Origin of the sequence: Verrucosispora sioxanthis (assembly GCF_010560025.1) — a bacterium.
GTDB classification, from domain to species: domain Bacteria; phylum Actinomycetota; class Actinomycetes; order Mycobacteriales; family Micromonosporaceae; genus Micromonospora; species Micromonospora palythoicola.
This window is the reverse complement of sequence record NZ_SAIY01000007.1, coordinates 249,017-269,357: the sequence shown is the minus strand read 5'-3', so window position 1 is coordinate 269,357 and position 20,341 is coordinate 249,017. Positions and strand designations below refer to the sequence as shown.

Annotated in this window: 19 protein-coding genes, 2 tRNA genes and 1 pseudogene; 9 read left to right on the top strand and 13 right to left on the bottom strand. The window is 67.3% G+C overall.

Annotation, left to right across the window (positions count from 1 at the left end):
* Positions 1-133 precede the first annotated feature (133 nt).
* Positions 134-1,252, top strand: a complete 1,119-nt coding sequence (locus ENC19_RS21410) for an IS630 family transposase (RefSeq protein WP_309245962.1) — start codon at positions 134-136, stop codon at positions 1,250-1,252.
* 266 nt (positions 1,253-1,518) lie between these two features.
* Here the strand turns inward: ENC19_RS21410 and ENC19_RS21405 are convergent.
* Positions 1,519-1,895 (bottom strand): annotated as a pseudogene (locus ENC19_RS21405) (ComEC/Rec2 family competence protein); the annotation flags it as partial.
* A gap of 199 nt (positions 1,896-2,094) precedes the next feature.
* Here ENC19_RS21405 and ENC19_RS21400 point away from each other — a divergent pair.
* Positions 2,095-3,813 (top strand): AIPR family protein, encoded by a 1,719-nt coding sequence (locus ENC19_RS21400; protein WP_164448880.1) that lies wholly within the window; start codon positions 2,095-2,097, stop codon positions 3,811-3,813.
* A 209-nt stretch (positions 3,814-4,022) separates the two neighbouring features.
* On the opposite strand, the gene ENC19_RS29590 is transcribed toward ENC19_RS21400, so the two are convergent.
* A complete protein-coding gene (locus ENC19_RS29590) occupies positions 4,023-4,805 on the bottom strand; it encodes a hypothetical protein (RefSeq protein WP_208020965.1) in 783 nt (260 codons plus the stop codon).
* A 577-nt stretch (positions 4,806-5,382) separates the two neighbouring features.
* Here ENC19_RS29590 and ENC19_RS21395 point away from each other — a divergent pair.
* A complete protein-coding gene (locus ENC19_RS21395; RefSeq protein WP_164448879.1) occupies positions 5,383-5,688 on the top strand; it encodes a hypothetical protein in 306 nt (101 codons plus the stop codon).
* A 156-nt stretch (positions 5,689-5,844) separates the two neighbouring features.
* Positions 5,845-6,111, top strand: a complete 267-nt coding sequence (locus ENC19_RS21390; protein ID WP_164448878.1) for a hypothetical protein — start codon at positions 5,845-5,847, stop codon at positions 6,109-6,111.
* Between the two features lie 82 nt (positions 6,112-6,193).
* Here the strand turns inward: ENC19_RS21390 and ENC19_RS21385 are convergent, their stop codons facing one another.
* From ENC19_RS21385 to ENC19_RS21360, 6 genes are all read right to left on the bottom strand, one after another.
* Entirely contained in the window at positions 6,194-6,361 is a 168-nt protein-coding gene (locus tag ENC19_RS21385) for a DNA-binding protein (protein WP_309246261.1), read from the bottom strand.
* A gap of 545 nt (positions 6,362-6,906) precedes the next feature.
* Positions 6,907-7,617 carry a creatininase family protein gene (locus ENC19_RS21380; protein ID WP_164448876.1) on the bottom strand — a complete coding sequence of 237 codons (711 nt, stop codon included), beginning with the start codon at positions 7,615-7,617 and terminating at the stop codon, positions 6,907-6,909.
* A gap of 2 nt (positions 7,618-7,619) precedes the next feature.
* Complete coding sequence (locus ENC19_RS21375; RefSeq protein ID WP_164448875.1) at positions 7,620-8,219, bottom strand: hypothetical protein; 600 nt, start codon at positions 8,217-8,219, stop codon at positions 7,620-7,622.
* Positions 8,220-8,416: 197 nt separating this feature from the next.
* Positions 8,417-8,971: a helix-turn-helix domain-containing protein gene (locus ENC19_RS21370; protein WP_164448874.1), complete on the bottom strand. Its 555-nt coding sequence runs from the start codon at positions 8,969-8,971 to the stop codon at positions 8,417-8,419.
* Between the two features lie 291 nt (positions 8,972-9,262).
* Positions 9,263-9,335: transfer RNA gene (locus ENC19_RS21365), tRNA-Arg, on the bottom strand.
* 35 nt (positions 9,336-9,370) lie between these two features.
* Positions 9,371-9,461: transfer RNA gene (locus tag ENC19_RS21360), tRNA-Ser, on the bottom strand.
* A gap of 897 nt (positions 9,462-10,358) precedes the next feature.
* Between ENC19_RS21360 and ENC19_RS21355 the strand changes: the two genes are divergently transcribed.
* The gene (locus tag ENC19_RS21355) at positions 10,359-11,336 is read left to right on the top strand and encodes an EcsC family protein (protein WP_235944968.1); all 978 of its coding nucleotides are present in this window, start codon (positions 10,359-10,361) and stop codon (positions 11,334-11,336) included.
* A gap of 90 nt (positions 11,337-11,426) precedes the next feature.
* On the opposite strand, the gene ENC19_RS21350 is transcribed toward ENC19_RS21355, so the two are convergent.
* The gene (locus ENC19_RS21350; protein WP_164448873.1) at positions 11,427-12,197 is read right to left on the bottom strand and encodes a CPBP family intramembrane glutamic endopeptidase; all 771 of its coding nucleotides are present in this window, start codon (positions 12,195-12,197) and stop codon (positions 11,427-11,429) included.
* A 155-nt stretch (positions 12,198-12,352) separates the two neighbouring features.
* On the opposite strand from ENC19_RS21350, the gene ENC19_RS21345 reads away from it, so the two are divergent.
* Entirely contained in the window at positions 12,353-13,474 is a 1,122-nt protein-coding gene (locus ENC19_RS21345) for a globin domain-containing protein (protein ID WP_164448872.1), read from the top strand.
* Between the two features lie 179 nt (positions 13,475-13,653).
* Here ENC19_RS21345 and ENC19_RS21340 read toward each other — a convergent pair whose 3' ends face one another.
* Positions 13,654-15,168 carry a peptide deformylase gene (locus tag ENC19_RS21340; RefSeq protein WP_164448871.1) on the bottom strand — a complete coding sequence of 505 codons (1,515 nt, stop codon included), beginning with the start codon at positions 15,166-15,168 and terminating at the stop codon, positions 13,654-13,656.
* Between the two features lie 296 nt (positions 15,169-15,464).
* On the opposite strand from ENC19_RS21340, the gene ENC19_RS21335 reads away from it, so the two are divergent.
* Positions 15,465-16,241, top strand: a complete 777-nt coding sequence (locus tag ENC19_RS21335; RefSeq protein WP_164448915.1) for a hypothetical protein — start codon at positions 15,465-15,467, stop codon at positions 16,239-16,241.
* A 14-nt stretch (positions 16,242-16,255) separates the two neighbouring features.
* Here ENC19_RS21335 and ENC19_RS21330 read toward each other — a convergent pair whose 3' ends face one another.
* Positions 16,256-18,082 (bottom strand): hypothetical protein, encoded by a 1,827-nt coding sequence (locus ENC19_RS21330; protein WP_166458900.1) that lies wholly within the window; start codon positions 18,080-18,082, stop codon positions 16,256-16,258.
* A 210-nt stretch (positions 18,083-18,292) separates the two neighbouring features.
* Here ENC19_RS21330 and ENC19_RS21325 point away from each other — a divergent pair, with 210 nt between their 5' ends.
* Positions 18,293-19,003 (top strand): class I SAM-dependent methyltransferase, encoded by a 711-nt coding sequence (locus tag ENC19_RS21325; RefSeq protein ID WP_164448870.1) that lies wholly within the window; start codon positions 18,293-18,295, stop codon positions 19,001-19,003.
* 104 nt (positions 19,004-19,107) lie between these two features.
* On the opposite strand, the gene ENC19_RS21320 is transcribed toward ENC19_RS21325, so the two are convergent.
* Positions 19,108-19,641 (bottom strand): YbhB/YbcL family Raf kinase inhibitor-like protein, encoded by a 534-nt coding sequence (locus ENC19_RS21320; protein ID WP_164448869.1) that lies wholly within the window; start codon positions 19,639-19,641, stop codon positions 19,108-19,110.
* 149 nt (positions 19,642-19,790) lie between these two features.
* On the opposite strand from ENC19_RS21320, the gene ENC19_RS21315 reads away from it, so the two are divergent.
* Positions 19,791-19,949 (top strand): hypothetical protein, encoded by a 159-nt coding sequence (locus tag ENC19_RS21315; protein WP_164448868.1) that lies wholly within the window; start codon positions 19,791-19,793, stop codon positions 19,947-19,949.
* 26 nt (positions 19,950-19,975) lie between these two features.
* On the opposite strand, the gene ENC19_RS21310 is transcribed toward ENC19_RS21315, so the two are convergent.
* Complete coding sequence (locus ENC19_RS21310; RefSeq protein WP_164448867.1) at positions 19,976-20,341, bottom strand: MerR family transcriptional regulator; 366 nt, start codon at positions 20,339-20,341, stop codon at positions 19,976-19,978.

Sequence of the window (20,341 nt, the reverse complement as noted above, 5' to 3'; positions counted from 1 at the left end):
GAACGAAAACCCCGAGACCACCTCCGATCATGACAAAGCACTACTAGTGCCGTGACCACGAACGTTCACGGTGTTGGATGACACGCCGTCCGGCCTGTCGGTCGGGCGGCGTTGTGCCGGTCAGGCTGTGGCGGTGGCAGATCCTGTACGCGTGCGGCGGCTGAGTGACCAGGAAGGTCAGCAGCTGCTCAGAATCACTCGCCGGGGAACTGGCTCCCCGATCCGACTGCGACGGGCGATGGTCGTGCTCGCCTCGGCCGGCGGGAACACAGTGCCGGCCATCGCCCGCCTGGTCCAGGCCGACGAGGACACGATCCGGCAGGTCATCCACCGGTTCAACGAGATGGGGATGGCCAGCCTGGACCCTCAGTGGGCGGGTGGCCGTCCCCGCCAGATCAGTAGCGACGAAGAGCAGCTCATCGTCGAGACGGCCAACACCCGCCCCGAGAAACTGGGGCGGCCGTTCACCCGGTGGAGCATCCGCAAGCTCGCCGACCACCTGCGCCTGCATGCCACCCGCCGGATCCGGATCGGGCGGGAACGGCTGCGGCAGATCCTGCACCGGCACCAGATCACCTTCCAGCGGACCAAGACGTGGAAGGAGTCCACCGACCCTGACCGGGATGCCAAGCTCGCCCGGATCGAGTACGTGAGCAGCCAGTTCCCGCAGCGGGTGTTCGCGTTCGACGAGTTCGGTCCCCTGGTGATCCGGCCGCAGGCCGGCGCCGGGTGGGCTCCGGCCGGGCATCCGCACCGGCTGCCCGCGAACTACCACAAGCTGCACGGGGTTCGGCAGTTCCACGGCTGCTACTCCGTCGGTGACGACCAACTATGGGGCGTCGTCCGACGCCGCAAGAGCGCCGCGAACACCCTCACCGCCTTGAAGTCGATCCGGGCCGCCCGCCCGGACGGGGCACCGATCTACGTGATCCTGGACAACCTGTCCGCGCACAAGGGCTCGAAGATCCGCAGGTGGGCGGCCCGGAACAAGGTCGAGCTCTGCTTCACCCCGACCTACGCCTCCTGGGCCAACCCGATCGAGGCCCAGTTCGGGCCGCTACGCACCTTCGTCATCGCTGGCTCGAACCACCCGAACCACCCGGCGATGACCCGACGGTTGCAGGCCTACCTGCGGTGGCGCAACGCCAACGCCCGCCACCCTGACGTCCTGGCCGCCCAACGCCGCGAACGAGCCCGCATCCGCAGCGAACGCCAACGACGCTGGGGCCAACCCGCCACCAGAGCGGCCTGACCCCAACACCGTGAACATTCGTGGTCAGAGCACTAGCAGCGCCGAGATGGCGAACCCAGGCCACCACTTCCTGTCGCTTGTGCTGCCGGCAACCCACGAGAACTTTGCCGTCCTTCATGCAGGGCTTGCGGGTGGTCTTGGTGAGGACGAGGCACTTGGCGTCGATCCTAAAGCCGAAGTAGTAGCAGACGTACAGCACCCCTAACGACGAAAAGAACAAAATGCAGACGACGCTCTCCCAGAACGTCGGCTGCGCTACGGGCTCCGGATTCGCTGCCACGAGAAGCACGACACTGCAACCTCACAAACGCGAGCCCCGACGACGCCCGCACCACCGCCACGTCACCCTCGACGTCGGTACGCAGCACCCGGGCCCCGCCCCGGGCCAGCCGGGCCAGCACCGCCTCGTTGGGATGACCGTAGGTGTTGCCCGCGCCAACCGGCACCAGGGCGACGGAGGGACGGACCGCGTCCGGAAAGGCCGGGTCCTGATGGGCGCTGCCGTGGTGGACGACCTTGAGCACGTCGGCCAGCAGCCCGTCCGACGGCAGCCGCTCCCGCAGCACCTGCTGTTCCTCGACCTCCGCGTCACCGGTCAGCAGGATCCGCACCCCCCGGGAATGGTGGCGAGCAGCACCAGGGAGCAATACCGCGCTGACGTTAGGAACGGGTGGCATTGGCCTGCGCTCGCCCGGCAACCTCGGGCCAGTACGGCAGCCCGGGCCGCGTTCCGCCTACACCACATTTCCCTTGTCTGCTGGCGGCACCGCCCAGCACCCAAGGTCGCGCAACCGGACGATCTCGGTCTGGCTTACGCTGTCCGCAGTCGAGGAGGGACCCCGGTGGATCGCATCACGAAGGCCAACATGGAGGCGTTCCGGGCTGAACAGAGCCTGGGTGACCTAACAGAGGCCGACGTCTTCGAGCTCTTCGCTACCTTTTGTGCCGTGTCTGACTCGGTAGATGAGGAGTTCGACATCAACGACGTGCACGTCGGCGGTGGGGACGACCTCGGCATCGACGGCGCAGCCGTGATCGTCAACGGGGTGCTGGTGACCTCGCCCGAAGAGGTGCAAGACCTCCTAGACGTCAACGGCTACATCGACGCACGGTTCATCTTCGTGCAGGCCAAGACGTCGAGCACCTTCAGCGGCAGCCTGATGATGACCTTGTTCGACGGCGTGGACGAGTTCTTCGAGAACGAGCCGGAACTTCCGATGAACGACACGGTCCAGAACCTGCACAAGGTCATGCAGAAGGTCTACGACAACAGTATCAAGTTCCGCCCGAAGCCGACCGTCACCATTCACTACATCACGACTGGGCAGTGGGAAAACGACGACTACTTGGTCAAGAAGATCGACAAGCGGGTGACGGCGCTCCGTAAGACCGGGCTCTTCTCGGCGGTCAAGTTCGTCCCAATGGGCGCAGATGAGTTGCACGAGAGTTACCAACGCAGCAAGAATAGCGCTGTCGGCGAGTTTCAGTTCGCCAGCCGGACGGTTCTTCCCGAGATTGAGGGCGTGTCTGAGTCCTACTTGGGCGTCGTACCGGCGACCGAGTTTCTGAAGCTTATCGAGGATCAGTCAGGCAACATTCGGAAGTCGCTGTTCTATGACAACGTTCGTGACTTCCAGGACTTCCAGAACCCGGTAAATGCGGACATCCGGAAGACCTTGCAGGACTCGAAGTCCCAGGGGCGGTTCGCTGTGTTGAACAACGGCGTGACCATCGTGGCGCGTGGCCTTCAGACGGTTGGCAACAAGTTCATCATGACCGACTACCAGGTCGTGAACGGCTGCCAGACCAGCCATGTGCTTTTCTACGAGCGGGACCAGATCGGGCCCTCTGTGTACGTACCCCTGAAGGTGATTGCCACAGAGGACGAGGATGTCATCAACTCGGTGATCACGGCCACAAACCGGCAGACCCAGGTAACGCCGGAGAACATCTACGCACTCGGCAGCTTTCAGAAGAAACTCGAATCTTTCTTCGCCTCATACCCTGGCAAAAAACGCCTCTACTACGAGCGCCGGTCAAAGCAGTATAACGCCGTGCCGGGCATCAAGAAGGTACAGATTATCACCGTATCGCAGCTCATCCGTGCCTTCGGCGCCATGTTCACGGACAGCCCACATCGGGCGAGCAGGTACTATCAAGACCTCCAAGCCCAGGTTGGTAAGGGCATCTTTAACGAAGATCACAAACTTGAGCCTTACTACGTGGCCGCCTACGCGTACTACAAGCTGGAGTTCTTCTTCCGTAACGGCAACCTCAGCAGCTACTACAAGCCGTCTCGCTTCCACTTGCTCATGGCCTTCCGGTACCTTGCCGGCGGCACTCCCATGCCTTCGCTCACGGCCAACAAGGCCGAGACCTACGCGAACAGGCTGTCTGAGATTCTTTGGAATGACACTAAGGCTCTGGGCTTCTTCCAGCAAGCAATTGCGGTCGTAGACGCAGCCCTGAAAGAGCAACCGCTCAACCGCGACACCGTGAAGGTGCAGACGTTTACTACGACCGTTAAGAAGGAGTTGGGCATGTTTGGGTCGTTGCCGTAGCTGTCGCAATTCCGGATCGGGGCGGCCGGGCGGCTCGCCGGATCTGTGACAGTCCGAAGGCCCGGAACCGACGCGCAGGGATTCCGGCCATAACAAAGCTGAGGAGTTCCGCCGTAGAAAATTGCCTAACTCTGAACGCGATTTGTACAAGCTCCGGACCGGCACAACAGGAAGCGACAGGGTATTCAGAAACCGACCTAGCCGTCGCGCTATAGTTCCCATTCGCTCGGCGGCGGTGCGCCCGACCGCTGCTTGACCATAAAGCCGAATGTGATCGACCGGTTTGCATGATGAGCGGAGTCATTGGTAGAAGTGTCTGCTACCTGGATATCCCAGCCAGCGTCATCGTACTTTTCACCCAAGACGTCGTAGGCCTCTCGCGGAGACCAACGAATAGAGAACCGGTCCACACCCCGCTCGTCTGCGACTGCACTGCCACCACCAAACTTGTGGTTACATAAGTAGTTCTGAATAAGAGTGCAGCCAATAGATTTCTCAGAATCTGAGGTTTCCATACTTCCGTACTCCCATGCTACGGCACCATGCGGCGTGGCGTGAGTAACTGTCACTTCGATGGTTTGAGCCCAACCGTCATTGATAACCTCCCAAGGGCTTATTGTTCCCGAAATTTGAACATCAGCGGGATCGACGGGAGGCCGTTTGCTGGTCTTTGGAGCGCTCGTGCTTGTAGGCTTAGTTCGTGACGGCGGGGTGGATGCTTTTGGAGACGCGGAAGGCGAACGTAAATCGCTGGGAGACTGGGTTTCGGATGTGGCACTCGGGGCGGAATGTGGCCAGCGGTTCCCCCCGAGGAGCATGCCATCCTTGTTCAAGGACAGGGCCGCCGCAGCTACAACTAGGGCGAGCAGAATACAGACCATATGCCACGGCTTAACCGGATCCGGCTTACGAAACCAGTTCGTGACAATGTTTGTGAGCACGCCGACAACAATCGTCGCCAATATGGTGAGCATAATCCACACGTATGCCACGCCACGTCTTCTTCCACTTAGGAACAGTTGGCTAGGATAGCACTCCTTCGCCATCGAGGGATGCTGGAGGGGAGGTCACGTCCACAGTTTGCTAGGAACATCCTAGCTCATACTAGTTTCACGTGAGTTTGTCTGGTTCTCAATATCGACCAGCCTATCAATCCTCCCGCCTCACCAACTCAAATCGTGTTGGGCCGAAGTGGCGCAAGCTAGTTTTGCTACATTCACCAACACGCACACCAACGCTTCTCTGACATACGGGCGCTTCTCAGCCAAGGTCAACCCCTTCCAATCGGGAGAGTTGACGGATTCCCGACGTTGCCGTACGCGGGAAAGCCGTTCCTCGCGCTCGCCCGCCAATACTTTTTCCTCACGCTCCAGATCGGGTAACGGCGCAAATATATTGCGTTGGAGATTCCTTGTGGCCGAGCGCGCCATGCAGCTGCGAGTTCCGCAAGGCTGTCACGCATTTCGCGCAATTCCATTGCTCTTTCCTTGCGCCAGCCGATGTAGACGACGATCACCCCCCGACTCTGTCCCGCGCACAGAAGCCGCGCGGGCCACCGTAATAATGCGCATGACGGAGCACCAGGCGGAGTGGTTGGCGTACCTGGGCGAGCAGGGCCGCGCCGCGCTGAGCCGGGTGGAAGCCGCCTTGGCGGAGCTGGGCCAGGCCCTGGCGGACGTGGTGGCCGTCGACTCCATGCGGGCCAACGTGGAGCGCCCCCTGGCTCCTGGCGGCCAGGTCTTCGCCCAGCCGTCGACGCTCAGCCGGGACGCATCAGCCACCCTGGCCGCCGGTCAGGAGGCCCACACGAAGGCGGCGGAGGCCACCGCCTCGTTGTCCCGATACGGACCGGCAGCACTCAGGAGAAGGCACTAGGCCGAAGGTGAAGGCCGTCGCCTAAGTCCGCAGACAACGGCCGGGACCCATGCCTCCAGGTCTCGGGCGTTGTGTGTCGTCCACCCGACACTTCCCGTTCCCGGGGCGTAGCCGACGGCCACCATCTCGTGACAGTCGCACTACGGAGGGACAGACGTGCCGAAGGACTACACCAAGCTCGCCACGGACTACCTGGAGATGATGGTCCGGGGCGTTGATGACATGAAGGCGGAGGACCTGACCGCAGACCGCTACGCCCGGCACGGGCAGGCTCTCGCCACCCTGGCCGTTGCCTGGGAGCTTAGGAAGCTTCGGGAGGCCATCAACGGTGTGGAGGATGCCCTGGAGGACCAGGACGGACACGGGGTGGGGACCCACCTGAGGTACGCCGCTGAGTACCTGGAGAAGCTCGCCAAGCGCTGAGCCCTACGGCAATGGCCGGGACCCACGTCTCCGGGGTCTCGGCCATTGCGTCTGCTCTCCGAGGGTGGTGCTGACATCCCGCTCAGTCCGGCGGCGGCGGTTCGTCCGCTCCCCTGGCCTTCCAGGGCTGGTGCTCCGTGATCCGGCGCTCCACGTCCTCCACCAGCCAGACGGACCCGCCGGCCAAGTGATCGAAGGGCTCCGGGAAGTCGGGCCGGTTGGTGAGCTGCGTGATGCGGACGCGGGACACGCCCAGGCGCTCCTGAAGCTCCGCGCTCCCGTACAACCTCCGTCGCCAGGCCATCTCCTGAGCATCGCCACAGGCCTTAACGACCTGATAGCCCTGGTCAAGTAACCCATTTGTACAGTTCAAGGATAGGCCTGGATGTTGTTGTAGCGTGCGGCACATCCTGCAGGACTATCAGCGCGGCGGACCTCGCGGCCGCTCGGCCAGCTGATCGCCAACTCGACTGCGACTCCTGACGGTCCGCAGCCGCACGGGCCCGCATCAGCCGATCCGCACGCTTCGTTGCAACCCCGAATAGCCGATAACAGCGACCAGCACGGAAACGGCGACCACGGCGAGCGGGTTGACCGGATACCGGTACCCCGCAGATCAGGACGACTCCCTCCAGTGTTGCGGACATCCGGGGCCGCAGGACGTCCGAACGAGCACCGTTGTCAGCAGGTCCTCGCCGATCAACGCGACGCAGCCGGCCAATCTCTCCCGATCAAGGTGCCCCCGGACCCCCAGCCAGACGGCTCAGCACCGTCAACTTATTCAGGTGCGTCAGGCTAGGTGTGCTGGGTGAGCACAGCGAGGCTGGTCGCGAACAAGGCGGTCAGGCTGTCCAGGACCGCTTTTCCCTTGGCGGCCGTGGCGAGCGATGGCTTGCCGATGACGCCGTTGTCGGTGTAGCCGCGCATCCCTAGCACCAGAAGGTCCGGGCGATCGGCGAGATGGTCAGCGCTCTGGTAGCCGGGCCGGACGAGTTCGGGGCAGAGGTGCAGCAGGAGGGAGGTTTCGATCTCACCGGCGTGCATGTCGTCGTGACCGGTACTGCCCAACCCTGCCTGCTGGCGGGCGGTCTCCCAGTCCTGCCGCCGCGGGTACAGGGCCATGCGGCGTGCTCCGACATTTGCCTCCTGCACGACGTTGGACAGCACGTAGTTTCCCCCGTGGCCGTTGACCAGGACGAGACGGTCAACACCCGCCCGGCGCAGCGACTCGACGACGTCAGTGATGATCAGGGTCAGGGTGGACGAGCGGATACTCACCGAACCCGGCCATCCGGTGTGTTCCTGGGAGCAGCTGATGGTTACCGGAGGCAGCAGCAAAAGGTCGTACTCGGTGGCAACGGCCTTCGCGACGGCGCAGGCCACGATCGTGTCCGTGATCAACGGAAGATGATCACCGTGCTGCTCGAAACTGCCCACCGGAAGCACGGCGACGTTCGCAGCTCGGGTGGCCTCGTCCGTGGTCGTCGCGGTGGAGATCAGGTCCATGATCACAGTCTGACCGTTGAGGCGACCAGGGAGAAGGAGTTTCGGAACTCGATGACGTCCGTGGATGTCGAGGATCCAGCGAGTCGCGCATGCAGTTGGCCCAGGGCGCGCATCGCCCGCGCCGAAGCGGTCGCGGCGGCCAGGGAGAGGGCGCGGCTTCCTTCGGCGCCCGCCTCGGCCAACCGGTTTGTAGCGGCGTAGGACAGGGCGAGCCAGCTTCGTGTCAGCGCCTCGTCCTGTCGGTAGTTGACAGGCCAGCCGTCCAGCGCATCTTCAAGGGCACGCGCCGCTGCCCTTACCTGGCCAAGGCGTAGCAGGCAGTAGCCCTCATGAGCTTGCAGGTAGGCGTGAGTGCAATGGTGGCCGATGGTGTCTGCATCATCCGCGCCCAGGCCCGTCGCGTGGTTGATGAGCTTGTGCGCGGCCTTGATAGCGGTGAGGGATCGGGACTGGTCGCCGCAGAGGGCGTGGCCCTGCGCCTGACGGATCAAACACAGGGCGCGGTCACGATCGGTGAGCGAAACAAGGCTTTCAGCGGTTCTGGCAAGTCCTGCAGCATGGGCTCCGTCAATGCGGTCGACGGCTTGCTGTGCTTGGCGCATGAAGACGTAGGCGGCGATCCGCTTGTCGCCTGCCCTGCACGCCAGTTCGAGCGCGTGGGCGAGCCAGTGAGTGGCTGCGCTGACATCTCCGAGATTGTCGGCGGTCCACGAAGCAAACTCCGCCCACCGCGCCTCAACCGCCAGAAGACGTGGCTTGAGGTCGTCCGTCGCCTCATGTCGATAACGGCGAACAACAGCTAACTCTCGGCAGACAGCCCGTAGACCTGGCGCGAACCGAGAACGTTGTGCGACGCGGCGAGGAGCCGGAGCATCTCCTCCCAGTGCAGCGCCATGGCGGGATCGACACTCACGGAGGCGGATCCACCTCCCAGGCCAGGTGCCGGCGAGCCGCCTGAAGGGTCTGCCAGCGCTGTCGTCGCCACCGTGCCACTGGACGGCAGCCCACCCGCGACTGGAACGTCTACCAGCGCCTGCGGCGAACCGTCGTCAACTTCACCCCAACGCGCCCGTTGCCTCGCCTCGATCCTCTCCTGATCAAAGCGCTGCTTCAGATCCCGGTATCCGTCGTAGCCGGCGAGGAGCTCGCCGCCAGCCTCCAGCAGCCGATCACACCGCCGCCAGAAGACGCGATCAGCAACCTGCTGACCCCGCTCCACCCCGGCGATGGTGCTCCGCGTGCTGTAGACCCGCTCGGCAACATCGGCCTGCGTCAAACCACGCGACCTACGACGCTGCCCGAGCCCCACACCGAGCGCACGTCTGGCGTCTTCGACCTGCTGGGGATCGATCACGAAAGTCCCGACTCTCCACAACCCTCAGGAAGGGCAAGATAACTGTTCGACGCAGAGCGAAGCTACCGCGACGGCCCGAGGCGATCGAGTAATAGTCACGCCAAGTCCAGCCTCGGCGTCCGCCAGAAACCGGGCCGAAGCAAAGGACGCCCAGCCGGACGCCGCCGGACCGACCGGGACACGAGGGATGCTCGTCGCACGAGCAGCATCCGAGCAACCAACCGACCACAATTGACAACAAAGTAAGGGGCCTGACTGCCGTTCCGGCAGGTCAGACCCCTTATGATCTTGCGCGCCCGAAGGGACTCGAACCCCTAACCTTCTGATCCGTAGTCAGATGCTCTATCCGTTGAGCTACGGGCGCTGGTGCTGGGCCAGTCTACACACCCGGCCTTCGCGCGGAGACTCCGGGATTCGAACCCGGGAGGGGCTTTAAGACCCCAACCGCATTAGCAGTGCGGCGCCATAGACCAGACTAGGCGAAGTCTCCCAGGTGGCCCGCAGACCACCGGGCCCGAGGATACAGGCCCCGCCCGGCCGGGAGCAAAGCGACTACCGGAACAGGCTGCGCCCAGGTCTCCGGGACCGCTCCCGCTGTGCATTGGTGTGATCAGGACTACGCTCCATCGACATGCAGGAGCAGCCGCCCAGCGAGCACAACCGCCGTGAGCCTGCTGAGGGAGCCCGTCGACGCTCCCCGAAGGCGACCTTCACGCCACCTCCGACGCCGCCGGCACCGCCCCCGCCCGAGGATCAGGAGGATCCTGCCGGGTCCCGTCCTCGGCGGTCGAAGGCGGCACCGAGCGTGCTTTTCCAGCCACCACCGGTGCCGGAGCAACCGCTGCCACCCCGGTCCGGGGCGAACGCCTCCGCGCCTCCGGCCGCTCCGGTCCCGCCTTTCACCAGCGGCTCCGGGGTGGTCGACCCGAGTGGGCGTACGGCGTCGCCGGACACCGGGAAGAGCGGCGATGCGACGGCCGCACCTGCGTCGCGTCGCCGTGGTCGGGCCGGCCAGCCGGCGGCAGCGGGTGTCGACGCCGCCAAAGCGGACAAGGCTCCGGCTGACGTCCGACCCACCCGCCGGAAGGCGGCCCCGGGCGGAGCGCTGCCAACGCAGGGCGGTTCTACCGGCTCCGAAGCCCCGTCGCCCGACGCCCGAGCCGTCGAGACCGCGAAGACGGGCAACGAGAGGAGCGACGACAGCGGCACGGTCTCCCGGACCACCGACACCGGCCCCGTCGACACCGGGAAGGCGGCTTCGAAGCAGACGGGCAGCGAAACGACGGGTTCGGCAGCGACCGAGGCTGGAGGGGCGCCGGCAGGGCAGGCTGCGACGCGAAGAAGGGCAGGGTCGGGCGACGCCACGGAACCTGAGCCGACCAGCGGGGTGACGAGCGTCGCGCAGAGGGCGAGGAAGGCCACGCGGCGAGCGGCAACCGGCGCGGCTGCCGCCCCAGGCGAGGCGGCTCCGGCGGCGACCACGGGGAAGGCACCGGTCAAGGCGGCCCGGAAAGCCACGAAGAAGGCAGCCCGTCGGACGGCCACCGGCGGACCGGTCACCGACGACACGCCCACCAGCGAGACAGCCACCGGCGCGCCGGTCACCGGCGACACGCCCACCAGCGGAACGACCACCAGCGCGGCGGTCGGGGCCGCGCCGCTCGACATCGGCACCGGGCGCGGCATCTCGGAGCGTACGCCGGAATCGGAGCTGCGGGTGATCGTCGCGCGAGTGCTCGACCACCCGGGCTTCGCCCCGGAGCTGCTGGCGCTGACCGCGGTGGAGGCCCTCGGACCCGGCGCGGCCGAGTGGGGCCGGCGGCTGCGGGAGTTGTACCCGGGGGCGGATGCGGACGGGTTGGCGCGGCTGGCCACCCGCCGCTTCGTCCGGCAGGCCGGAGTCGGTGGGGCGACCGCCGCGCTCACCGGGGTCTTCGCGCCGGTGGTCGAACTGGCCGTGGTGCTCTGGTCGCAGGCGAACCTGGTGCTGCACCTGGCGGCGGCGTACGGACATGATCCGGCGCATCCGGACCGGGCGGCGGAACTGCTCACCCTGACCCAGGTGCACCCCGACCTGACGAGCGCGAAGTCGGCGGTGGCGGCGGCGCGGGCGGCGCAGGGGCCGGAGGAGGAGCTTGGACTTCGGGCGGTCGAGGCGGCCTGGCGACTGGCGGCCCCGCTGGCCGCGCAGGCGGGTGGTTGGCTGGCGCTGCGGCTGGCGTCTCGGCTGTTGCCGGGCACGGCGGCGTTGACCGCGGCGGCCGGCAACTCGTCGGTGGCCGAACGCCTGGCCGCCCGAGCCACCACCCACTACCGCGCCACCACCCACTACCGCCCAGCCCGCCGGCCTCGCCCCGGTCACTGACGAAGGCGGTTGACCAAGAGGTTCGCGTCATGACGCGCCGACCGGGCAGGTGCGAACCTCTTGATCACCTACGACAGGAAGGGCGGCTGGTCAGAGCCAGGTGAACCAGTCGCGAGGGAGCAGGGCGTAGCCGAGGAAGGCGACGATGTCCAGCAGGGCATGGGCCACGATCAGTGGCATGACCCGACGGGTATGCAGGTAGAAGAGGCTGAACACCACTCCCATCACCGCGTTGCCGATGAATGCCCCGAAGCCCTGGTAGAGGTGGTACGAGGCGCGCAGCAGCGCACTCGTGGCGATGATCGCGCCGACCCGCCACTGGAGCTGGCGCAGTCGGGTCATCAGGTAGCCGACCACGATCACCTCCTCCAGGATGCTGTTCTGGAACGCGGCGAGGATCAGCACCGGCACCGTCCACCACAGGTCGGGCAGGGCGGCCGGCACCAGGGTGGCGTTGATGCCGAGCTGGGCCGCCGCCCAGAACAGCGCCAGGCCGGGAAGCCCGATCAGCGCCGCCAGCCCGGCGCCCCGGGCCAGGTCGGACCCGGGCCGTCCGGCGTCCAGGCCGAGGATCCGCGCCGGGTCGCCGGGATCCCGCGCCAGCAGGTGTACGGCGAGCAGCACCGGCAGCAACGCGAAGACGATGCCGAGCAGTTGGTACGCCAGATCGAGATAGGGCCGGGCCGACGCGGAGGTGTTCAGCGCGGCGGTCTGTCGCGACAGGCCACCTTCCGCGGTCAACTTCGCGATGATCGACACGGCGGCGTACACGGCCGACTGGCCGAGCGAGAGGCCGAGCACCAGCAGCGTCTCGGTGCCGAGCAGCCGGCGGGACACCGGGCGGGTGAGCTCAACGGTCACCGGTCCACTCTGCCCGACCGCCGACGCTCCTGGTGACACCCGCCCTCCGGCGAGCAACCCTCATGATGCGATCGCACATTCTGTGCGACCTTCATACACGCTCCGTGGAGATTCTGTCTGGGCCCGATCCGCCGTCAGAAGAAGGAGCGCCCCCGGTGGACAACTTCGCGCGGCTGCTGAAGGAGAGCTGGACCCTGGTCGAGGAGGACCGGGTCCGGCTGAGCGGTCACTTCTACGCCCGGCTCTTCCTCCTCGACCCGGAGCTGCGCAAGCTCTTCCCGGTCCAGATGACCGGCCAGGGCGACCGACTGCTCGAAGCGATCATCGCGGCGATCCACACGGTGGACGACCCGGAGGGCTTCGACGAGTTCCTCCGTGCGCTCGGCCGGGACCACCGCAAGTACCACGTCGAGGCGGCCCACTACGACACGATGGGCGTGGCGCTGCTGGACGCGTTGCGCAGCGTCGCCGGTGACGGCTGGAACCTGGAGTACGACCAGGCGTGGCGGGACGCGTACGCGGCGATCACCGAGAAGATGCTCGCCGGGGCGGCGGCGGACGACGACCCACCGTTCTGGCACGCCGAGGTGCTGACCCACGAGCGGTACGGCCCGGACACCGCCATCCTCACCTGCCGGGCGCTACAGCATCCGCTGTCCTGGAAGGCGGGTCAGTACGTCAGCGTGGAGGTGCCCCGCCATCACCCCCGGGTGTGGCGGACGTACTCGATCGCCAACGCACCGAACGACGACAACGTGCTGGAGTTCCACGTCCGAACGCCGGCCGACGCCGCCGGTTGGGTCTCCGGCGCGTTGGTCCGTCGTACCAGGCCGGGCGATCTGCTGCGGTTGGCCGCGCCGATGGGATCGATGACTGTCGACCGCTCGTCCGAGCGGGACATCCTCTGCGTCGCCGGTGGCGTCGGACTGGCTCCGATCAAGGCGCTGGTGGAGGAGTTGGCCGGTTACAACCGGGCCCGCTGGGTGCACGTCTTCTACGGCGCCCGGACCGAGACGGACCTGTACGGTCTGGACCGGTTGCGGGATCTGGTCGCGGCCCATCCGTGGCTCTCGGTGACTCCGGCGTGCAGCGGCGATCCGGACTTCGACGGCGAGCAGGGCGAGATCTCCGACGTGGTGGCCCGGTACGGGCCGTGGACGACGCACGACTGCTTCGTCTCCGGTTCGGCGCCGATGGTGCGTGCCACGCTCCGGGTGCTCGCCGCCGACGACGTACCGCCGCAGCGGACCCGGTACGACACGTTCGGCAACCTCTAGAACTTTGCTCCCCCCGAGCCGGGGCGCGTGCCCCTGCCCCCTGGGGCACGCGCCCCGGTCCCCCCGATCGGGCGGACCGGCACCGCCCCGCGCCACCTCGCCCGTCCGGCCGTCGTTCCCACCCGGGCGGGCGGGGTCGCGCCCCCCTGAGACGGGTCAGCGGGGCCGTCCCGCCGGGTTCAGTAGCGCCACGGGTGGCCGGATTCGCGGTACTCCTCGATCGGCACCAGCGGCACCCCGGGTGCCATCCGGTCGACGTAGAGCCGACCTTCCAGGTGGTCGATCTCGTGCGCGACCAGCCGGGCCATGCCGAACTCGAAGGACGTGATGATCCGACCGCCGTCGAACTGTGCGTGTTCGACGTCCAGCCGCAGCGGTCGTGGCACCAGGCCGCGGTGGTCGAAGAAGGAGAGGCACCCCTCGTACTGCTCGTCGGTGTGTGGTGCCGCGTCGACCACCCGGGGGTTGAGCAGCACCACCGGCTCGGCGGTGCGGTCCGGCGGGCGGACCACCGCGGCGGCCCGGTCGAGGTCGAGCTGCGGGGCGGCGATGCCCACTCCCTTGGTGAAGGGGTGCAGTTCGTCCAGCCGGGCCAGTGCGGTGATCAGCCGGTCGACGATCTCCCGGGCGACCGGTTCCTCGCGCGGCAGGTCGAACGGACGGGCCGGCTGGCGCAGCAGGTCGGCGCCGCGCTGCACGATGCCGAGCCCGCGCATCCGGTCCGACGGTCGGACGCGCCCGCCGTCCGCGTCGGGCTCCGGTTGGGCCCGGAACCGCCACTGCAACCGGTACCGGGCATTCAGCGGCGGCTCGTCGGTCGCCCAGTCGAAGATCGCACGCTCGCCCTCGTCGCGACGGGTCACCGCCGTCCGCAGCGGGCCCTCCTCCGCCGAGAGCGAGGTTTCCGCGCCCCAGACCTGCGGATCCAGTGCGACCGGCAGGTCCAGGCGTACGGCGAGATGTCGGGTCGGTACGCGGACCGCCCGCTGGAACCACGGCCCCCACTTGTCCTGCCCGACGGTGTACGCGTACTCGATGGTGGCGCGGCGACCGGGGTAGAGCGGAAAGCGGCGTTCGCCGTTCTCGAAGAGCAGCCAGATCTCCTTGAACGCGTCCCGGTCGTGCTTGGCGCGCCAGTGCATGGTCTCCCGCTCGCCGAACTCCTCGCGGCAGGCGGACAGTTGCAGTTCGGCGAAGCTGAGCGGGTGTTCCCGGTGGTGACGGTTGGAGCGGCCCGGATCGCTCGGGTAGCGGTCCACGGCGACGCGGATCAGGTAGCGGGTGACCGGCTCGACACCGGCGTTGTACAGCTCACGGCGGATGACGCAGCGGTAGGCATCCTCGGTGTGGGTGAGGACCGCCGTCTCGCGTTCGACGATCAGTCCGGTGCCGGGCGGCATCCACTGGCCGGGCAGGCTGGCTTCCCGATGGTTACGTTCGCCGCGGGCGTGGCGAAGGTCGTCGTACTCCCGGAAGCGCTGCCAGATCGCGCCGCTGGCCTCCAGGACGGCCTCGGCGCGACGGGCGAAGTCCTCCGTGGGGCGGTGCCGGCGTCCCTCGACGTGACTGACGTACGAGGGGTCGAAGCCCATCAGGGTGGCGAGTTGTTTCTTGGACAGCCCCCGTTCCGTCCGGTGCCGGGCAAGTTCGGCGGCGAAGGAGTCGGCAGCCCGATCGAGCGGTGAGGTCGTCATCAGCTTCCTCGTGGCCGGGAGTACCAAGTTTCACGTTGAGTCGCCGGCCGCACACTCATCTGGCACCTAGTCGACAAGAACCTTGACTGATGTGCGCTTCCTACCGATACTGCCCGCAGTTTCCATGCCGCCACCGTGCGTAGCCCCCAGCGGTGCCCGTGACCCGCGTCGCCCACTCGATCCCACCGTCGGGTTTCCCTGCGCCCAGAAGTGTGGTTAGGCTAGCCTTAGTACGCTCATGGACGCTTCGGTTCGAGTGGCTCGGGTGACGGGGGGTGGATCAGGTGACAGCGGTGCTGCCTCGCCAGGACCCGGCCACCGCACCCCTGGCGCCGGTCACCGCGACCCTGCGGGCCATGTTCGGCACCGACGACCTCCCCGGGCTGGCCCCGGGCCTGTTGGTCGTCGACGAGGCCGGTTGGGCGCCGGCGACCACCCTCACCGGTGCCCGGCTGCCGGAACTGCTCGACTCGGCCGTCCGGCTCTGGGGTGGCACCCCACACGCCTCCGCCGCGCTCGCCTGGAAGGCGTACAGCTACTGGGCCGCGCTGCCGGTGGTGCTCGGTTGGGCCACCGCCCGTCGGGTGCCGTTGCTCGACCACACCGAAGCACTGATCCACTTCGCCGACCGGCGCGCCCTGGTGACCGTGGGACTACGCGAGTCGATCCCGGTCGCGGTGCTGCCCAACGATCCGCTGGCGCTCGCGGGGCTCCCCCAGGTCCGGGTGGTGGCCGACGAGCGGGAACTGCTCGCCGCACTGCGCGCCACCCTCCTGGACGGGCACCTGTCGCCCGTGGTCTCCGCGATCCAGGGCAAGGTGCGGATCGGCGCCCGTACCCTGCTCGGCTCGGTGGCCTCCGGCATCGCCCACGGGCTGCTGCGGGCCGCCGACAACGTGCCCGGTTCCACGGTCGAGGCGATCGACACGCTGCTCGACGCACTCGATCTGGCCGATCTGGTGGAGCTGGTGCCCGGGCCGAACGGTGAGCCGGTCGTGCAGCGCCGCACCTGCTGCCTGGCGTTCACCCTGCCCCAGCCGAAGGTCTGCCAGGGCTGCTGCATCCGCAGCTAAGCTGGTCCCGCCACTCACCCCCTCAGCGGGCGCACGTCCCAGATCCAGACGCCGCCGGTGTGCTCAGGCCCGATGCCGGTCAGCTCGGTCATCCCGGTACGCAGCGCGTCGGCGTGCTCGTGCGGCCCGAGGATCACCACCCCGGCCCGCCAGTACCGCAGGTCCTCCACCGCCTCCCGACGCGTCCGCTCGGTGATCGGCGGCACCTCGCCGGTGCGTCGGATGGTGTCGAAGAAGCTGCTGGTGGGGCGCGGAGGTGCGGAGAACAGGGCGACCCGGTTGCGGCCGGGTCGGGTGTCCGGGCCGAGGAAGTAGCCACGGGCGATCGGCATCTCCTGCCGGGTACGGGCGGACCAGCGCAGCGGTTCGGCGTACTCGGTGTCGGGCAACGGCAACGTCACCACGCTGCGCCCGCCGGCCAGGTAGGGACGCCAGGCACCGGAGGTGACGAACTCGGGGACCGGTTCGAGCCGTTTCGTCGGCAGCGGAGTGGGCAGCACCGGCACCAACGCCATCGCCAGCCCGGTCACCGTGGCGAGCCGGACCTGCGACCGACGGTCCGGGTGCCGGGACGCCAGGTCCCGGACCCGCTCAGCGCCGTACGCCAGGATCAGTCCGACGATCGGGGTGATGGCCAGTGCCCAGCGGGTCGGCACCACCGAGTGCAGCACCGGCAGTTCCTCCAGCAGCGCCCACGGCCCGGGTACGCCGGTTCCGCGCCGGTCGAAGCGGATCTCCCGGCCGAGCGACAGCACCGCGAAGAGCAGCCCGAGCGCGGCCAGGCCGATCACGACGACGTTGCGCCGCAGCAACCACACGAGTGCCGTCACGAGGATCACCAGCGGCCAACCGAAGAAGGCATTCTCCTCGGTGGGGTTCTTGGCCAGTCCGGCGGCGCTGCGGGCGTCACCGGCCAGCGACTCGCGGGAGTAGGCGAAGAACGAGGCCAGGTCCGTGGAGTAGCCCCGGATCACCCAGGGCAGCCCGTGGTAGGCGCCGGGACCGAAGAACTGCACGTACAGCGGGTAGGCCAGCAGCGCGGCGGAGACGACGGCGGCCACCCCGAGGCCCGCGGCGAACGGACGGACCCGGGTCCGCAGCTCGGATCGGCCGATCACCATCGCCACGACCACCACGGCGAGGCCGATCGCGGTCATCAGCAGGATCTCCAGGTTCAGGAACGCCTGCCAGACGATCACCAGGGCCAGGAGCAGGCCGTTACGCAACCAGCGTCCGGAGTCACCGAGCCGCAGGGTACGCCAGATGATCAGCGGTACCACGTACTGCGACACGATGTTCGGATGCGCGTTGGCGTGGGAGAGCATGGCCGGTGCGTACGCGCAGAACGTGGCACCCAGCCAGGCCGGCCCGCGTGCGCCGGGCAGCACCACGCGGGAGAGCAGGAAGTACCAGGCGGCGGCCGTGGCGATCAGGCCGAGGGTGAGGAACACCAGGAACGCGGTTCGGGTGCCGAACAGCAGGGTTATCGGCGTCATGGGCAACGAAACGGACAGAACTGACGTATTCGCCATCAGATTGACCGATTCCGGCACATTCATCCGGTCAGACGAGAATGGGTAGGCGAATTCCGTGACGACCCGGGCACCGTGCGCCAACATCCACTCGAATTGCTCCATATCGGTTGGGTTGTCGCGAATGCCGTCGTGCGGATTCAGCCACATCCGTGCGGTGACCCAGAAGCCGAGCACCGCGAAGCTCGCCAACGCCGCGGCATCCCTCCACCGTCCCGAGCCCGCCCCGCCACTCGGTCCTTCCGGCCGGCGCACCGCCCTTCCCGCCTCGGACTGCGGCACCCGTCGCTCCGAATCGGGAGTAGTCATAACAATTCAGAGCGTAGTCGGCCTAAGTGGCCAGCGTGCAGGCTTCAGGGCGCTGGCGTAGTATCGGCAAGGTTCGCTGGCCACCACCGATCGTGCAGCCACCCCTACCGTTAATCGGCCACCGCGGGCCCCGATATTCCCGCCGTCCGAGCGGATGGTTCACTCAGTCGGTCCCGGCGCGGGTCGAGTCGTATCGTGAGGAATCGACGCATGGCAGAAATCACTGGGGATCAGCGCGTGCAGTCCGAGGTCCTGGAGGGCCTCGCCACGGCGGTCAACCACCGGCGCTGGTTCGTCGAGCTGGCCGTGCCCTACCTGGGCGACAACCCCATCGAGATCGGTAGCGGCCTCGGCGACTACGCCCTGGAGTGGAGCGAGAACTTCCCCCGCTTCACCGCCACCGAGGCCGACCCGGACCGCCTGGTCGCCCTCAAGGAGCGCCTCGCGGACCGACCCTCGATCGAGGTTCGCCAGATGCTGCTACCCAATCCCGAGCGGGGCGACTACAGCGCCGCGGTCTCCTACAACGTGCTTGAGCACATCGAGGACCACGTCGGCGCGCTGCGCAGCATGGGCCAACTGGTCCGGCCCGGTGGCGCGGTGGTCATCATCGTGCCGGCGTTCCAGTTCGCGATGAGCCCGGCGGACATCGCCACCGGCCACGTCCGGCGGTACACGAAGAAGACTCTGGCCAACGCGATGACCGAGGCGGGCCTGCGGGTGGAGAAGATCCACTACGCGAACGCGCTCGGCCTGATCGGCTACTTCATGGCCACCAAGGTCTTCCGCCTGATGCCGAAGGAGGGCCCGATGGTGAAGGTCTACGACACCCTGGTCCTCCCCGCCACCAAGGCCGCCGAGCAGCTCGTCCGTCCCCCCTTCGGCCAATCCGTCTTCGCCGTAGCCCGCACCCCCGCCTAACCAAGCTCCCCGGGACCGACCCCGTCCCGTTGATCATGAGGTTGGCGGCACTCTCAAAAATCGAGGTCGCCGCCAAACTCATGATCGACCGAGGCTGGGTCGGGTCAGCCGGGGATCTGGTAGGTGGGGCGGATGGTGGCTCGGGCCAGGGTGTGGAAGGCGAGGTTGAAGCCGACGTAGGCGGGGGTCGCCTCCGGGGTGACGTCGAGGCGTTCGACGTCGAGGGCGTGCACCGCGAAGACGTACCGGTGCGGACGGTCACCGGGCGGCGGCGCGGCACCGCCGAAACCGTGCTCCCCGTAGTCGTTGCGTACGGTGAACGCGCCCTTCAGATCCTTCTCGGCCGCGCCGCGCGGCAGTTCCGTCACGTCGGCCGGCAGGTTCACCAGCACCCAGTGCCAGAAGCCGCTGCCGGTCGGCGCGTCCGGGTCGAAACAGGTCACCACGAAACCCTTGGTCTCGGCCGGGAAGCCCGACCAGGCCAGCTGCGGCGAGACATTGTCGCCACCGGTGCTGCCGTGCGCGTGAGCCGCGTCCATCGGCTCACCGTTCTGCACATCGTCACTTGTCAGCGTGAAGGAGGCGACGGTCGGCAGCAGCTCGTACGGGTCCGGAGCGATGGGACGTTCCAGGGTCATCGACACAGGTCCTTCCGGTGGAAGTGGTGTTCTGCGTCCCTTTCATACCCTGTGCCGCGCCGACATTCGACAGAACCGGCCTCAAGTCCGCCGTAACCGAGAGCGCCTCACGGCGGTTGTCACCCTGCAACAACTAGCGAAGGAGTCTCTTGGCCGGGGTCTGGCGTGACTTCATCACCGCCGTCATCGCTGCCGTGCGCCGACGCGACGAGGCGGCCCTCAGCGACGAACGCCGCCGGGCACTGGACCGGCTCGCCGACGAGAAGATCCGCGAGGAACAGCGCAGACGCCCCCCGGAGGGCACCTGAGGCGGGTGGCACTCGGTCGACCAGTCCTAAGGATGCGCGTCGGTGATCGCGATTACCTCGTCGAGGCGGTCCAGGGCGGCCTGCAGGTCGTCGACCTTGGCCTGGATGCGGTCGCGCTCGGCGCGCAGCATGGCTCGCTGCTCAGCGTCGGTGTGCCCCGAACTCCAGCAGGGCAGCAGTTGCGCGATCCGCTGACTGGTCAGGCCGGCGGCGTACATCTGCTGGAAGAAGCGCACCAGGGTGACCGCGTCCTGCCGGTATAGGCGCTGCCCGGACGGGCTGCGCTCCGCGGTGAGCAGCCCCTGCTGCTCGTAGTAGCGGACGGCGCGCACCGAGACACCGGCCTCCCGCGCCACCTCTCCGATGCGGACCAGTCGCTCCCGGGCGGTCAT

Coding starts and splice junctions, on each gene's coding strand:
- ENC19_RS21340 (WP_164448871.1), bottom strand. CDS start 15,168: ATGACGACCTCACCGCTCGATCGGGCTGCCGACTCCTTCGCCGCCGAA.
- ENC19_RS21325 (WP_164448870.1), top strand. CDS start 18,293: ATGGCAGAAATCACTGGGGATCAGCGCGTGCAGTCCGAGGTCCTGGAG.
- ENC19_RS21380 (WP_164448876.1), bottom strand. CDS start 7,617: ATGGACCTGATCTCCACCGCGACGACCACGGACGAGGCCACCCGAGCT.
- ENC19_RS21330 (WP_166458900.1), bottom strand. CDS start 18,082: ATGACTACTCCCGATTCGGAGCGACGGGTGCCGCAGTCCGAGGCGGGA.
- ENC19_RS21395 (WP_164448879.1), top strand. CDS start 5,383: ATGACGGAGCACCAGGCGGAGTGGTTGGCGTACCTGGGCGAGCAGGGC.
- ENC19_RS21375 (WP_164448875.1), bottom strand. CDS start 8,219: ATGCGCCAAGCACAGCAAGCCGTCGACCGCATTGACGGAGCCCATGCT.
- ENC19_RS21310 (WP_164448867.1), bottom strand. CDS start 20,341: ATGACCGCCCGGGAGCGACTGGTCCGCATCGGAGAGGTGGCGCGGGAG.
- ENC19_RS21320 (WP_164448869.1), bottom strand. CDS start 19,641: ATGACCCTGGAACGTCCCATCGCTCCGGACCCGTACGAGCTGCTGCCG.